The following is a 15,172-nucleotide window of genomic DNA, read 5'->3' as shown; positions in this document are numbered from 1 at the left end:
ACCAGGCTCAATCACGCGAAATCGCCTGCGCCAGCAGGGTGATGGGATGTTCACAGCGCTTGCTGGTGGACATCTCAATCTGCCATTTGCAGGTTTCGCAATCCGTCACCACCAGATCGGCGCCGCTGGCTTCAATTTGTGCGAACAGCGGCGCGCCTATCGCCTGTGAGGTAGGGTAGTTCTCACTTTTGAAGCCGTAGGTTCCGGCGATGCCGCAGCATTGCGATTCGAGAACCTGCAGCTCCAGACCCGGGATACGGCGCAGCAGTTCCAGCGTATACAGCGACCAGCCCATTTTCTCCATGTGGCACGGCGTGTGATACACCACCTTAAGCGGCAGCGGCTTTAATGCCAGCGCGGCGCCCTCGTCCAATTTTCGCCATAGCCAGCGCGTTGCGAGCTCAATGCTCTCACGGAGCCCGTGGTTATCGACATTTAACAGATGCGGATACTCATCGCGCAGCGTAAAGGTGCAGGTCGACGAGGTCGCTAACACCGGCAGTTGCTTGTCTTCAATGGCTTCGCGTAGCGACGCCACGTTGCTTTGCGCCTGTTGCCGCGCTTTGTCGAAGAAGCCGTTAGCAATCAGCGGCACCCCGCAGCATTTCTCTTTGCTTAATAGCTGCACGCCTACGCCCATGGCGTTGAGAACGGTAATCAGATCGAGCCCCAGCTGCGGGTGGTTGTAGTTAACGTAGCAGCCGTGAAAAAATGCCACCTGCTCGGCGAACTGCGTCTGCCGTTCGGCAATGTGCCGGTAGCGACGGCGAAAGGTGCCGAAGGCGTATTTAGGCAGGCTGCGGCGGTGGTCGATTTTCAGCGCGGTGTCCAGCAGCTGACGTACCGGTTTGAGGCCGGTGGCGGCGTTAACCAGCGGCGCAAACGGCGTCGACAGGCTGCCCATCAGATCGGTATGGCTGAGGATTGCGTCACGCACTCCCGGCTTTTGCTGACCGTAGTCGGCGCGGGCGCGCTGAATAATATCGCCGATTTTCACGTCGGAAGGGCAGGCCACTTCACAGCGCTTGCAGTTAATACAGTATTTCAGCGCGTCGTCGTAGAGGCGGCTGTCTTTGCGCCGCAGCCGTTCGCCGTCCGGCCCGGCCTGTTTTGGCCCGGGGTAGCGTGGGTTGACGCGGCTCACCGGGCAGACGGTGGTGCAGACGGTACATTTGATGCAGTTTTCAAAGCTGTTCTGGCTCATGGTTGGCCTCCCACCGCCGCGATAATCCGCTCCGCAGCGTGCAGGGCGGTGGCCGCGCAGACGCCGCCGCCGCACCCTTGGGCAATAGGATCATAGCCGCCCAGAACGGAACCGATGGCAAACAGATTAGTAAAGGTGACGCCACGTTGCGCCGGGCGCAGGGCGTCATCCACGATGACGCCGGACTGTTGCCACGGCTGCGGCGCGAAGAAATTATCGTGATACCACGCCGCGCGCGGCGTGGGTTGCTGGATATCCAGCCCCAAAATCGATTCGCGGATACCCTCGCGCCCGGCGATCAGCCCGTTGCTGAAAAAGCTGCCGCTGGCCAGTACGGCGTAGCGTGGGCGCAGCGGAATATCGCCGTGGTTACGCGTCCAGACGGCGTCAACGTTACCGTCAGCGTGGCTGACGCGCACGACTTCATCCCCCGCCATCCAGATACCGCCAAGGCTGACGAACTGCCGCTGTAGTGCGGCGTGCAAACGCATACCGGGCACCGAAGGCGGCAGCGTAGGCAGTAAAAATAGCGGGCAGGGCAGGCTGGCGTTAAGCCAGTCGAATAGCGCGGTATCGCGCAGGCCAAAAACGGCGGGAAGCAGCAAGGCATCGTGCCCCTCGCACAGCGGCAGCAGCGCCTGATACAGCGTCTGCCAGTGTGCTTTTTCGTCCAGCACCCTGGCGATATTGGCGGCGCGAAACTCGGTTGGGTTATCGCGCAGCACGTCCAGCTCGGGGAGATCGATTTCGGCGGTATCAGCCGTCAGCCCCTGTTGCTGCAAAGAGGCCGCCGCGAGGTGCGGCTGGAAATCGAGAAAACCGCTGATGCCGACCACGCGAATGGCGCCGGTAGGCAGCGGTGTGACGGGAATATCCGGCGGGCTGAGCCAGGCATCACGCAGGGTGCCAAGCGGCGTTACGCGCTGGTGCGTTTGCGTGCTGGAGCCCTGCATGTTCAGACCACAGGAAGCCAGCAGCGTTTGCGCATGTTGCGCATAGCGCAGCACGTTATCGGCACCGAGAAGCGCATAAGGGTGTTGCGGTGATGCCTCGGCGAGCGCGATAAGGCCGCTGACGGGATCGTCTACGCGCTGGCCATCGGGCAGGGCGCCGAGCAGATCCAGCGACCCGGAGGAGAAATGCAGCGCGCTCTGGCCGCGGCTGACAATGACACAGCGTAGCCCTGCTTGCTGTAGCCGTAGCCCGCACAGCAGTCCGGCGAGCCCGCCGCCGATGATAACGCTATCAAATCTCATGGTTGCCCTCCTTGTCCAGGCCACACAGACCCTGGTACACCCAGCGCGTGAGTTCACTTTCGCGCAGCGCATCGCCCCAGGCAATCGGCTGGACGCCTTTCCAGCGCTCGTTAAGAAAGTCAGAAAGCTGCGCCAGCGACTGGGCGGCGGTGGTCACCTGATAACGGTGCAGCAGGCCGCTCGCCCGACAGGCGCACAGTTCTCCCTGGCAGGTCCCCATGCCGACGCGCGTACGGCGACGCAGATCCAGCAGATTATTGACCGCCAGATTTTCCACCGCGTACTGCACTTCACCGGCGGTGACGGCTTCGCATTCGCACACCACGCTGCGGTGCAGGCGGCTGTTGCCGAGCCACTCCGGGGTACGGTCGCCGTGCCGATAGACCGCAGAACCGCGGAGCGGCGCGGGCAGGGAGATCATGCGCTGCAGCGTTTTCTCGGCGGTCTCCTGAGAACCGGGCAGCGGCGTGTCGGCGGTTGAGCAGGGGCGGCTGTGGCGCAATTTTCGGCAGACGGCGTCGGTGGCCCATTCCGCCATCAGGCGATAGGTCATCAGCTTGCCGCCGGTAATGGTGATAAAGCCTTCCAGCCCATCGCGCTCAGCGTGGTCCAGCAGGACAATGCCGCGGCTGACGTTGCGCCCGCTGGGATCGTTGTCGCTCGCCACCAGCGGCCGTACGCCGCAGTAGGCGCGGAGAATGCGCGTATGTGCCATACGGGGCGCCAGCTTCTCGCCTTCTCGCAGCAGAATGTCAACCTCATCAGGTGTGACCCGGCAGCGGTCGATATCACGATAGTCAATGTGTGTGGAGGTCGTGCCAATCAGCGAGATGGTATCGCCGGGTACCAGAATATCGGCGTCGGCAGGAGGGCGGCAGCGGTTGATAACGTGCTGGTTGAGGCGGTTTTCGAAAATCAGCAGCGAGCCTTTGGCCGGAAACATGCGGATGCGTAAATCGGCATATTCGGCGATGTGCTGGCCCCAGATCCCGGCGGCGTTGACCACCACGGGCGCGCGCAGCTCACGTTGCTCGGCGGTGGTGCGATCGACCAGCTTGACGCCCTCTACCCGGTCGCCGCGGCGGAGAAGCCCCGTGACTTCGTGAGCGGTCAGGATGGTTGCGCCGTGTTCACGCGCATCAAGCATGTTGGCGGCGGTGAGGCGGAACGGATCGACGGTGCCGTCCGGCACGCGCACCGCCCCGGTCAGCGCCGGGTTAACCGAGGGTTCCATGCGCCTGGCGAGCTGCGGGTCGATGGCTTCAGCCTGAATACCGGCGGCCAGACAGGCCTCGATAAAGGGACGTTGATAGTGCAGATCGTCTTCCGGCAGCGTGATGAACAGGCCGCTGGTGGGCTCAATGCAGTGGCGGGCAATCCGGCGCAGGATCTGGTTTTCGCTGATGCATTCGCGCGCCGACTCGCCGTCGGTCACCGCGTAGCGTGCGCCGCTGTGCAGCAGACCGTGATTGCGTCCAGTGGCGCCGGTGGCGATATCAAAACGCTCTACCAGCGCCGCCTTCAGCCCGCGCAGGGCACAGTCGCGGGCGATCCCGGCGCCGGTGGCGCCGCCGCCGATGATAATAACGTCGAATTCAGATACAGAGGCGCTGTCCATAGTGTGTCCTCAATGTTCGTTTTCATTACATTAAGTCACATCATTATGGAGAATTGTTTGATATCGAACATATTCGCGCGTTAATCGAAAGCAGAATCGCGCATTTTGGGGTCTGAGTCGACTTCTGCCGGCTGGGCGCGCGGCGGCGTGTTGGCGCAGAAAAGAAAAAGCGCCGTTTATCGGCGCCATTAGCGAAGAGGTATGTCGTGCACTAACCGTTACATCTCGATTTCAATATCGCCTTTTGCCCGGCAGCAGCAGGGCAAAATTTCATCCGGCTGGATAAAGGCCAGCGGCTCGGTCAGCCAGTCAACCTGGCCCGATACCAGCCGCGTGCGGCAGGAGCCGCAGTAGCCTTCACGGCACTGATATTCCACCTCAACGTTGTGGGACTCCAGCGCCGCCAGTAGGGACGGATGTTCATCCTGGCACAGCAGACGCGTGCCGGTGATGCGCAGAAAAACCCGGCTCATCTTACAGCTGGAAGTTGCTGAGATCGTCGGTATCAACTTCCGAGTCAATCTGACCGACCAGGTATGAGCTGACTTCCACTTCCTGCGGTGCTACCTGTACGTTATCAGAGACCAGCCAGGTGTTGATCCACGGGATCGGGTTGGAGCGGGTCTGGAACGGTAGATCCAGGCCGACCGCCTGCATACGGATGTTGGTAATGTATTCAACATACTGGCACAGAATGTCTTTGTTCAGGCCAATCATCGAGCCGTCGCGGAACAGGTAGTCTGCCCACTCTTTTTCCTGCTGAGCGGCCTGAACGAACAGGTCGTAGCATTCTTGCTTGCACTCTTCAGCAATCTCCGCCATCTCCGGGTCATCGGTGCCGCTGCGCAGCAGGTTCAGCATGTGCTGGGTACCGGTCAGGTGCAGGGCTTCATCGCGCGCGATCAGGCGGATGATTTTGGCGTTGCCTTCCATCAGTTCGCGCTCGGCGAAAGCGAAAGAGCAGGCGAAGCTGACGTAGAAGCGGATGGCTTCAAGCGCGTTCACGCTCATCAGGCAGATGTAGAGTTTCTTTTTCAGCTCGCGCAGGTTCACGGTCACGGTTTTGCCGTTGACGCTGTGGGTGCCTTCGCCCAGCAGATGCCAGTAGCTGGTCATTTCGATCAGCTCGTCATAGTAGCTGGAAATGCCTTCTGCGCGTTTCTGAATCTGTTCGTTGGTGACGATGTCATCAAACACAATCGCCGGATCGTTGACGATGTTGCGGATAATGTGGGTGTAAGATCGCGAGTGGATGGTTTCAGAAAACGCCCACGTTTCCACCCAGGTTTCCAGCTCAGGAATGGAAATCAGCGGCAGCAGCGCCACGTTCGGGCTACGGCCCTGAATGGAGTCCAGCAGGGTCTGATACTTCAGGTTGCTGATGAAAATGTGCTTTTCGTGTTCCGGCAGCGCCTGGTAGTCGATGCGATCGCGGGACACGTCCACTTCTTCCGGACGCCAGAAGAAGGAGAGCTGTTTTTCAATCAGCTTTTCGAAGATGTCATATTTCTGCTGGTCGTAGCGTGCCACGTTGACCGGCTGGCCAAAGAACATCGGCTCTTTGAGCTGATCGTTTTTCGTCTGTGAAAAAGTGGTGTATGCCATTGATGTCAATCCTGTCTGGAGAGTAATGCCGGATGGCGGTTACTTACCTGCTTACAATATCATCGCAAAAAAATCCGTACACCGAATAAGGTTTTCGTCGGTACGGAAATCAAAGGCCGGGTCAGCGTATCGCTGCCCGGCAATCGTTATTAGATCTTACAGGCGCCGCTTTCGCAGCCGTCATCCTGAATGGACGGCACCAGGTCATCCTGAGCATCTTCCGCACCGTCGCGGGTGTTTTGATAGTACAGGGTTTTCACGCCAAACTTATAGGCCGTCAGCAGGTCTTTAAGCAGCTGCTGCATCGGTACTTTGCCTGACGGGAAGCGCGTCGGGTCATAGTTGGTGTTGGCGGAAATGGCCTGGTCGATAAACTTCTGCATAATCCCCACCAGCTGCAGATAGCCGTCGTTGTTCGGCATTTCCCACAGCAGCTCGTAGGCGTTACCCAGATGCTCGTAGTCCGGCACGACCTGGCGCAGAATACCGTCTTTCGACGCTTTGATGCTCACGTAGCCGCGCGGCGGTTCGATGCCGTTGGTGGCGTTGGAGATCTGCGAAGAGGTCTCGGACGGCATCAGTGCAGAGAGCGTAGAGTTACGCAGGCCGTGGGTCGTAATGGACTGACGCAGCGCTTCCCAGTCGAGGTGCAGCGGTTCGTTGGTAATCGCATCCAGGTCTTTCTTATAGGTATCGATCGGCAGAATACCCTGCGCATAGGTGGTTTCGTTGAACCACGGGCAGGCGCCTTGTTCTTTCGCCAGCTCGTTAGAGGCCTTCAGCAGGTAGTACTGAATGGCTTCGAAAGTCTGGTGCGTCAGGTTGTTAGCGCTGCCATCGGAGTAACGTTTACCGTTTTTCGCCAGCCAGTAGGCGTAGTTGATAACGCCAATGCCAAGCGTACGACGACCCATCGCACCGCGCTCTGCGGCTTTGATCGGGTAGTCCTGGTAGTCGAGCAGGGCGTCCAGCGCGCGCACTGCCAGTATTGCCAGCTCTTCCAGCTCGTCGAGGCTGTTGATGGCCCCCAGGTTGAACGCGGACAGCGTACACAGCGCGATTTCGCCGTTTTCGTCGTTCACGTCGTCCAGCGGTTTGGTCGGCAGCGCGATTTCCAGGCACAGGTTAGACTGGCGCACCGGCGCAATAGCCGGATCGAACGGGCTGTGGGTGTTGCAATGGTCAACGTTCTGGATGTAGATACGGCCGGTAGAGGCGCGTTCCTGCATCATCAGCGAGAAAAGCTCGACCGCTTTAACGCGCTGTTTGCGGATGCTGTCGTCGTTTTCATATTGTACGTACAGGCGCTCAAACTCGTCCTGGTCGGCAAAGAATGCATCATACAGCCCCGGGACGTCGGATGGGCTGAACAGCGTGATGTCGCCACCTTTCAACAGTCTGGTGTACATCAGTTTGTTGATCTGTACGCCGTAGTCCATGTGACGCACGCGGTTACCTTCGACGCCGCGGTTGTTTTTCAGGACCAGCAGGCTTTCGACTTCCAGGTGCCACATTGGGTAGAACAGGGTGGCCGCACCACCGCGTACGCCGCCCTGAGAGCAGGATTTTACCGCCGTCTGGAAGTGCTTATAGAACGGAATACAGCCGGTGTGGAACGCTTCACCGCCGCGAATCGGGCTACCCAGTGCACGAATGCGACCGGCGTTGATACCGATACCGGCGCGCTGGGAAACGTATTTCACAATCGCGCTGGAGGTGGCGTTAATGGAATCCAGGCTGTCGCCGCACTCGATCAGGACGCAGGAGCTGAACTGACGGGTCGGGGTACGTACGCCGGACATAATCGGCGTAGGCAGAGAAATCTTGAACGTGGAAACCGCATCGTAGAAGCGCTTCACGTAGCTCAGGCGGGTTTCACGCGGGTAGTTGGAGAACAGGCAGGCCGCGACCAGAATATACAGGAACTGCGCGCTCTCGTAGATTTCGCCGGTCACACGGTTCTGTACCAGGTATTTACCTTCAAGCTGCTTAACTGCCGCGTAGGAGAAGGTCATGTCACGGTCGTGAACGATAAACGAGTCCATCTGCTTGAACTCTTCTTCCGTATAGTCTTCCAGCAGATGATTGTCGTATTTACCCAGATTGACCATGTGTTTGACGTGGTCGAACAGCGCCGGCGGCTCGAACTGGCCGTAGGCTTTTTTACGCAGGTGGAATACCGCCAGGCGTGCGGCCAGGTACTGGTAGTCTGGTGCTTCGCGGGAGATCAGATCTGCGGCTGCTTTGATAATCGTTTCATGAATATCAGATGTTTTAATTCCGTCGTAGAACTGGATGTGTGAACGCAGCTCGACCTGAGAAATCGAGACGTTATGCAGCCCTTCCGCTGCCCAATCCAGCACGCGATGAATTTTGTCGAGGTTAATGCGCTCTGTGCGGCCGTCACGCTTCGTCACCAGCAGACTCTGATTCATGTGATTGTTACCTGTCCGTGAAAAGGAAAATATCCCCTGATTTATCCACAATGCCGGTTGTAGTAAAACCTGTGGATAAATACTACATGTAGGGGTTCGTTGATTAATTAAACGCTATATGGTGAGTATTCTAGTCTGGATTCTTTTGAGTACAAGGGTTGATTTTGACGTTAAATTGAGGTTGATAAAGGGTGAAAAACGCGAAGTCCACGGCGCATAAGGGCTGGCGGGGATGTCAATAATGCGCAAAAAAAAATGAAAATTTGATCGAGTGCTGATTTCTTCGGCGAAGGGGAAAATTGCGCTATATGATGCAGCGCAATTTTGCCGCAGTGGCAATACCAATGATTGGTAGGGCCGATAGGTTTGCAGGCCTGATAAGCGAAACGCCATCAGGCGTTGAACGTCGGCGCAGCGCCGGATGGCGGCGCTGCGCCTTATCCGGCCTGCGGGCCAGCGTCATCAGCGGCTTACTCGCTTTTGGCGGTAGTGTGCAGCATATAGTTAACATCAACGCCCGGTGCCAGCTTGAAGCTATTGGTTATCGGGTTGTAGTGCAGGCCAATCATATGGCGCTCTTTGAGCACGGTCCGATCAACCCAACTGAGCAGTTCGGCAGGCTTGATGAATTTTTTCACGTCGTGCGTACCTTTGGGCACCATGCGCAGAATGTATTCCGCGCCGACCACCGCCATCAGCCAGGATTTACCGTTGCGGTTGAGCGTGGAGAAGAAGACCTGGCCGCCGGGTTTGACCAACCGGGCGCAGGCTTTTACCACCGACTGTGGGTCCGGGACGTGTTCCAGCATTTCCATGCAGGTGACGACGTCATATTGCCCGGCGTGCTTCGCCGCGTGTTCTTCTACTGTCTCCTGTACGTATTCGACCTGAATACCGGTTTCCAGCGCGTGGAGTTTCGCCACCTGTAACGGCTCAAAGCCCATATCCAGGCCGGTCACCGTGGCACCTTCGCGGGCCATGCTTTCTGCCAGGATGCCGCCGCCGCAGCCAACGTCCAGCACTTTCTTACCGAACAGGCCGCCGGAACGTTCGGCGATGTAGCCTAAGCGCAGCGGGTTAATGCGGTGCAGGGGCTTAAATTCCCCTTCCAGATCCCACCAGCGTGATGCGACGGCCTCGAATTTGGCGATTTCTTCGTGGTCAACGTTATGCGCTACCGCAGCTTTTTCGGCATTCATGGGTGTTCCTGCTCCTTATTTCATTATTGCCTGCGAGTATATCAGTACCGACGCGCGAATAAAGCGTCCGGCAGGTGCTAATGGGTTTACCTGTCTTTACGCTAATGTGTTATAATTTGCGACCTTTGAATCCGGGAATACAGTAGAGGGATAGCGGTTAGATGAGCGACCTTGCGAGAGAAATTACACCGGTCAACATTGAGGAAGAGCTTAAAAACTCTTATCTGGATTACGCGATGTCGGTCATTGTTGGCCGTGCGCTGCCGGATGTCCGAGATGGCCTGAAGCCGGTACACCGTCGCGTACTTTACGCCATGAACGTATTGGGCAATGACTGGAACAAAGCCTATAAAAAATCAGCCCGTGTCGTGGGTGACGTGATCGGTAAATACCACCCGCACGGCGACTCTGCGGTATATGACACCATTGTTCGTATGGCCCAGCCGTTCTCGCTGCGCTACATGCTGGTGGACGGCCAGGGGAACTTCGGTTCCATCGACGGCGACTCCGCGGCGGCAATGCGTTACACGGAAATCCGTCTGGCGAAAATCGCTCATGAGCTGATGGCCGATCTCGAAAAAGAGACGGTAGACTTTGTGGACAACTATGACGGTACGGAAAAAATTCCAGACGTCATGCCGACCAAAATTCCTAACCTGCTGGTCAACGGTTCTTCCGGTATTGCCGTAGGTATGGCAACCAACATTCCGCCGCATAACCTGACGGAAGTGATCAACGGCTGTCTGGCGTATGTCGACAACGAAGACATCACCATCGAAGGCCTGATGGAACACATTCCTGGCCCGGATTTCCCGACTGCCGCCATCATCAACGGCCGCCGCGGGATTGAAGAAGCCTATCGCACCGGCCGCGGTAAAGTGTATATCCGCGCGCGCGCGGAAGTGGAAGCCGACGCCAAAACCGGTCGTGAAACCATCATCGTGCACGAAATTCCGTATCAGGTGAACAAAGCGCGCCTGATCGAGAAAATCGCCGAGCTGGTCAAAGACAAACGCGTTGAAGGCATCAGCGCGCTGCGCGACGAGTCTGATAAAGACGGGATGCGCATCGTGATTGAAGTGAAACGCGACGCGGTGGGCGAAGTGGTTCTCAACAACCTCTACTCCCAGACTCAGCTGCAGGTTTCCTTCGGTATCAACATGGTTGCGCTGCACCATGGTCAGCCGAAGATCATGAACCTGAAAGATATTATTGCCGCGTTCGTGCGTCACCGTCGTGAAGTGGTGACTCGCCGTACCATTTTCGAACTGCGTAAAGCGCGCGATCGTGCGCACATTCTGGAAGCGCTGGCGGTTGCGCTGGCGAATATCGACCCGATCATTGAACTGATCCGTCGTGCTCCGACCCCGGCTGAAGCGAAAGCGGGCCTGGTGGCGCAGCCGTGGGAACTGGGCAACGTCGCGGCGATGCTGGAACGTGCGGGCGACGACGCCGCGCGTCCGGAATGGCTGGAACCTGAGTTTGGCGTTCGCGACGGTAAATACTACCTGACTGAACAGCAGGCGCAGGCGATTCTGGATCTGCGTTTGCAGAAACTGACCGGCCTTGAGCATGAAAAACTGCTCGACGAATACAAAGAGCTGCTGGAACAGATTGCTGAACTGCTGCACATTCTGGGCAGCGCCGAGCGTCTGATGGAAGTGATCCGCGAAGAGCTGGAGCTGATTCGCGAACAGTTCGGCGACGCCCGCCGTACCGAAATCACCGCCAACAGTGCCGACATTAATATCGAAGACCTGATTAGCCAGGAAGATGTTGTTGTGACCTTGTCTCACCAGGGTTACGTCAAATATCAGCCGTTAACCGATTACGAAGCTCAGCGTCGTGGCGGTAAAGGCAAGTCAGCAGCGCGTATTAAAGAAGAAGACTTTATTGACCGTCTGCTGGTGGCCAACACCCATGACACCATCCTGTGCTTCTCCAGCCGGGGCCGTCTGTACTGGATGAAGGTTTATCAGTTGCCGGAAGCCAGCCGCGGCGCGCGTGGCCGTCCGATCGTCAACCTGCTGCCGCTGGAAGCGAACGAACGTATCACCGCGATTCTGCCGGTGCGCGAGTACGAAGAGGGCGTGAACGTCTTTATGGCAACCGCCAGCGGTACCGTGAAGAAAACGGCGCTGACCGAGTTCAGCCGTCCGCGTTCCGCCGGTATTATCGCGGTGAATCTGAACGAAGGCGACGAACTGATTGGCGTTGACCTGACCGCAGGTAAAGATGAAGTCATGCTGTTCTCCGCCGCCGGTAAAGTGGTGCGCTTTAAAGAAGATGCCGTTCGCGCCATGGGCCGTACTGCGACCGGCGTACGCGGTATCAAGCTGGCGGAAAACGACAGCGTGGTATCGCTGATTATTCCGCGCGGCGAAGGTGCAATCCTGACCGTCACTCAGAACGGCTACGGTAAACGTACCGCTGCTGAAGAGTATCCGACCAAGTCGCGTGCGACGCAGGGCGTTATCTCTATCAAAGTCACCGAGCGTAACGGCTCCGTGGTGGGCGCGGTACAGGTCGACGACTGTGACCAGATCATGATGATCACCGACGCGGGTACGCTGGTGCGTACCCGCGTGTCGGAAGTCAGCGTGGTCGGGCGTAACACCCAGGGCGTTATCCTCATCCGTACTGCGGAAGATGAAAACGTGGTGGGCCTGCAGCGCGTGGCCGAGCCGGTTGACGACGAAGAGCTGGACGCTATCGACGGTAGCGTGGCGGAAGGTGATGATGAAATCGCGCCGGAAACCGACAGCGAAGATGATGTAGCGGACGACGCTGACGAGTAATCGTCAAATATCGTAGTGAAAGGGCCGGTGAATACCGGCCCTTTTTTCATTAACATTGCGGCAAAGGCCTTTTCCCGCTACCTTAACCACATCCTGTTAGCCATTGACGGCGGAGTTTCGCCAACTTGAAATATCTTGTCTCCTTCCGCACAACGCTGAAAGTCTCACGCTACCTGTTTCGGGCTCTGGCGCTGCTGCTTTGGCTGCTTATCGCGCTGATTTCCGTGTTCTACATCGTGAATGCTCTGCATCAGAAAGAGTCGGAAATTCGTCAGGAATTTAACCTTAATTCCGATCAGGCGCAGCGCTACTTTCAGCGAACCTCCGATGTTATTAAGGAGCTGAAGTACATTGCGGAAAACCGCTTAACCGCCGCCAACGGCGTCATGCCGGCCGGCGCATTAAAAGACACTTCTGACGTACCGGACTTTGAACCGCTGTTCTCCGATTCTGACTGCGGCGCGCTCGACACCACCTGGCGCGGGCCGCTGGAGTCGCTGGCCTGGTTCCTGCGCTACTGGCGCGAAAATTTCTCGGCCGCCTATGATCTTAACCGCGTGTTCCTGGTGGGCAGCGATAATCTTTGCATGGCCAATTTTGGCCTGCGCGAAATGCCGGTTGAGCGCACCGAAGCGCTGAAAGAGCTGCACCAGCGGATTGTTGATTACCGTAATGCGCCGCAGGACGATCGCGGCGGCAACTTGTTTTGGGTGGGACAGGGGCCGCGCCAGAGCGTGGGCTATTTCTATGCGCTGACCCCGGTCTATCTGGCTAATCGTCTGCAGGCGCTGCTGGGCGTGGAACAAACGATTCGCGCGGAAAACTTCTTTACCCCAGGCAGTATGCCGATGGGGGTGTCTATTCTGGATGAAAACGGTAATACGCTGATCTCACTGGCCGGGCCGGACAGCCGTCTGCGCATCAGCGCGCGGGGGATGCAGGAGCGTCTGTGGTTTGGTTACACCGCAGGCTACCGTGAACTGGTGCTGAAAAAGACGCTGGCGCCGTCGTCGCTGAGCATCGTTTATTCGGTGCCGCTGGACGCCGTGCTGGAGCGTATTCGTATTCTGGTGCTCAACGCGCTGTTGCTGAACGTACTCACCGGCATTGCGCTGTTTACCATGGCGCGGATGTACGAGCGGCGTATCTTCTTACCCGCGGAGTCCGACGCGCTGCGCCTGGAAGAGCACGAACAGTTTAACCGCAAGATTGTCGCCTCGGCGCCGGTGGGAATTTGTATTCTTCGCACCCAGGACGGTACGAATATCCTCAGTAATGAGCTGGCGCATAACTATCTGAACATGCTGACCCACGAAGACCGTCAGCGGCTCACGCAGATCATCTGCGGTCAACAGGTCAACTTCGTTGATGTGCTGACCAGCAACAATACCAACCTGCAAATCAGCTTTGTGCATTCGCGCTATCGTAATGAAAACGTGGCGATCTGCGTGCTGGTGGACGTGAGTTCCCGCGTCAAAATGGAAGAGTCGCTGCAGGAGATGGCGCAGGCGGCCGAGCAGGCCAGCCAATCAAAATCGATGTTCCTGGCGACGGTCAGCCATGAGCTGCGCACGCCGCTGTACGGGATTATCGGTAACCTCGATCTGCTGCAAACCAAAGAGCTGCCGAAGGGGGTCGACCGTCTGGTGACGGCGATGAACAACTCCTCCGGCCTGCTGCTGAAGATCATCAGCGACATTCTCGACTTCTCGAAGATTGAATCCGAACAGCTGAAAATTGAGCCGCGCGAGTTCTCGCCTAAAGAGGTGATGAACCATATTACCGCCAACTACCTACCGCTGGTGGTCAGAAAGCAGCTCGGGATGTACTGCTTTATCGAACCAGACGTGCCGATGAAGCTAATGGGCGATCCGATGCGCCTTCAGCAGGTTATTTCTAACCTGCTCAGCAACGCGATTAAGTTCACCGACATCGGCTGCATCGTATTGCACCTGAAGCGGGAAGGGTACTACCTGAGCATCAGCATTCGTGATACCGGCGTGGGCATTCCGGGTAAAGAGGTGGTGCGCCTGTTTGACCCGTTCTTCCAGGTCGGTACCGGCGTGCAGCGTAATTTCCAGGGCACGGGGCTGGGGCTGGCGATTTGTGAAAAGCTGGTCAATATGATGGATGGCGACATCGCCGTTGATACCGAGCCGGGCATGGGTAGCCAGTTTACGCTGCGCATTCCGCTGTACGGTGAACAGCCGCAGATGCCGCTAGAGATTGACGGGCTGGCGAAGATCCGCTGCTGGCTGGCGGTGCGCAACGCCTCGCTTGCCGACTTTATTCATACGCTGCTCTCTTTCCACGGTATCGACGTGCGCAATTATGGCGGCGAGACGCCGGGGCCGGACGATCTGCTGATCGCCGATGATACCCTGTCGCAGCCTTGGGCTGGCCGGGCGGCGGTCGTCTTCTGCCGCCGGCATATCGGTATTCCGCAGGAATTCGAGCCCGGGCAGTGGGTGCACAGTATTGTGTCGCCGCATGAGTTGATGACCCTGCTGGGCCGTATTTATCGCGTGAAGGTAGAAACCGGCGACGCGGCTGAGCTGCAGGCGGCGCATGAAGCGCCGGCGGACAGCAACGACGATATGATGATCCTGGTCGTCGACGATCATCCGATCAACCGCCGTCTGTTGGCCGATCAGCTGGGATCGTTGGGCTATCAATGCAAAACCGCTAATGATGGCGTCGACGCGCTGAACGTGCTGAGCAAGAACCACATTGATATCGTGCTGAGCGATGTGAACATGCCGAATATGGACGGCTACCGTCTGACGCAGCGCATCCGCCAGCTGGGGCTGACCCTGCCGGTGGTGGGCGTGACGGCGAATGCGCTGGCCGAAGAGAAGCAGCGCTGCCTGGAGTCGGGCATGGACAGCTGTCTGTCGAAGCCGGTTACGCTGGATGTGCTCAAACAGACATTAACGGTTTATGCCGCAAGGGTGCGTAAAGCGCGGGAATAGGCCGGATAAGGCAACGCCGCCATCCGGCGCTGGGTGCAGGTTTGCCCGATGGCGCTGCGCTTATCGGGCCTACGGAATGCAGGCC

General features: G+C 57.8%; 9 protein-coding genes. 2 read left to right on the top strand and 7 right to left on the bottom strand.

The genetic code is table 11. The features are described from left to right. Nucleotides 1–7: 7 nt before the first annotated feature. From glpC to ubiG, 7 genes are all read right to left on the bottom strand, one after another. Nucleotides 8–1,204: an anaerobic glycerol-3-phosphate dehydrogenase subunit GlpC gene (gene glpC, locus H7R58_RS15425; RefSeq protein ID WP_182930283.1), complete on the bottom strand. Its 1,197-nt coding sequence runs from the start codon at nucleotides 1,202–1,204 to the stop codon at nucleotides 8–10. After that, a complete protein-coding gene (gene glpB, locus H7R58_RS15420) occupies nucleotides 1,201–2,460 on the bottom strand; it encodes a glycerol-3-phosphate dehydrogenase subunit GlpB (protein WP_106924346.1) in 1,260 nt (419 codons plus the stop codon). The genes glpC and glpB overlap by 4 nt, the downstream gene beginning before the upstream one ends. Continuing rightward, on the bottom strand, nucleotides 2,450–4,078 hold the full coding sequence (gene glpA / locus H7R58_RS15415) for an anaerobic glycerol-3-phosphate dehydrogenase subunit A (protein WP_182930284.1): 1,629 nt from the start codon (nucleotides 4,076–4,078) through the stop codon (nucleotides 2,450–2,452). Before glpA ends, glpB begins: the two co-directional genes overlap by 11 nt. A 218-nt stretch (nucleotides 4,079–4,296) precedes the next feature. Then, nucleotides 4,297–4,551 (bottom strand): class I ribonucleotide reductase maintenance protein YfaE, encoded by a 255-nt coding sequence (yfaE, locus tag H7R58_RS15410; protein WP_106924348.1) that lies wholly within the window; start codon nucleotides 4,549–4,551, stop codon nucleotides 4,297–4,299. A 1-nt stretch (nucleotide 4,552) separates the two neighbouring features. After that, nucleotides 4,553–5,683 carry a class Ia ribonucleoside-diphosphate reductase subunit beta gene (gene nrdB, locus H7R58_RS15405; RefSeq protein ID WP_106924349.1) on the bottom strand — a complete coding sequence of 377 codons (1,131 nt, stop codon included), beginning with the start codon at nucleotides 5,681–5,683 and terminating at the stop codon, nucleotides 4,553–4,555. Between the two features lie 149 nt (nucleotides 5,684–5,832). After that, the gene (nrdA, locus tag H7R58_RS15400; RefSeq protein WP_106924350.1) at nucleotides 5,833–8,118 is read right to left on the bottom strand and encodes a class 1a ribonucleoside-diphosphate reductase subunit alpha; all 2,286 of its coding nucleotides are present in this window, start codon (nucleotides 8,116–8,118) and stop codon (nucleotides 5,833–5,835) included. A 470-nt stretch (nucleotides 8,119–8,588) separates the two neighbouring features. After that, nucleotides 8,589–9,317: a bifunctional 2-polyprenyl-6-hydroxyphenol methylase/3-demethylubiquinol 3-O-methyltransferase UbiG gene (gene ubiG, locus H7R58_RS15395; protein ID WP_106924351.1), complete on the bottom strand. Its 729-nt coding sequence runs from the start codon at nucleotides 9,315–9,317 to the stop codon at nucleotides 8,589–8,591. A gap of 161 nt (nucleotides 9,318–9,478) precedes the next feature. On the opposite strand from ubiG, the gene gyrA reads away from it, so the two are divergent. After that, entirely contained in the window at nucleotides 9,479–12,115 is a 2,637-nt protein-coding gene (gene gyrA, locus H7R58_RS15390) for a DNA topoisomerase (ATP-hydrolyzing) subunit A (RefSeq protein WP_182934423.1), read from the top strand. Nucleotides 12,116–12,240: 125 nt separating this feature from the next. After that, a complete protein-coding gene (rcsC, locus tag H7R58_RS15385; RefSeq protein ID WP_106924353.1) occupies nucleotides 12,241–15,087 on the top strand; it encodes a two-component system sensor histidine kinase RcsC in 2,847 nt (948 codons plus the stop codon). The last annotated feature ends 85 nt before the right edge of the window (nucleotides 15,088–15,172 follow it).

The organism is Klebsiella sp. WP4-W18-ESBL-05 (assembly GCF_014169075.1).
Lineage (GTDB): Bacteria > Pseudomonadota > Gammaproteobacteria > Enterobacterales > Enterobacteriaceae > Kluyvera > Kluyvera ascorbata_B.
This window is presented reverse-complemented; position numbering and strand designations above follow the sequence as displayed.